Here is a 504-nt window from a genome sequence, read left to right as displayed (position 1 = left end):
GGTCTGCAGCGGCTGGATGGCGATGGCCTCCAGCGCGGGCAGGCCTTCCACATGACCCGCCAGGTCGCAGTCGGTGCGGATGGTGACCAGGCGCCGGCCCTGGGGCAGCCATTCCAGCGCACGGCGCAGGTTCTCGCCGGCCTGGCCTTTGATGTCGGCGGCATGGGCGATCAGCGCGTCGAGCGAGCCGTACTGCGTCAGCCATTTGGCGGCCGTCTTGGGACCGACCTTGTCCACGCCGGGCACGTTGTCCACCGCGTCGCCCACCAGCGTCTGGTAGTCCACCATCAGCGAGGGCGGCACGCCGAATTCGGCCGTCACGCCGGCCACGTCGCGGCGCTTGCCGCTCATGGTGTCGATGATGGTGACGTGCTCGTCGACCAGCTGCGACAGGTCCTTGTCGCCGCTGCTCACGATCACCTCGATGGCCTGGCCGGCCGCGGTGCGTGCCAGCGTGCCGATCACGTCGTCGGCCTCCACGTCGGGCACGCACCGCGGCCGGCC

The 504-nt window shown here is 70.8% G+C and carries 1 protein-coding gene; it reads right to left on the bottom strand.

Annotated elements, in window-relative coordinates:
- On the bottom strand, positions 1–504 hold a 504-nt coding region (locus NS331_RS25195), incomplete at both ends, for a 5'-3' exonuclease (RefSeq protein ID WP_275936485.1).

Source organism: Pseudacidovorax intermedius (genome assembly GCF_001476815.1).
GTDB lineage: Bacteria > Pseudomonadota > Gammaproteobacteria > Burkholderiales > Burkholderiaceae_C > Xenophilus > Xenophilus intermedius_A.
This window is presented reverse-complemented; position numbering and strand designations above follow the sequence as displayed.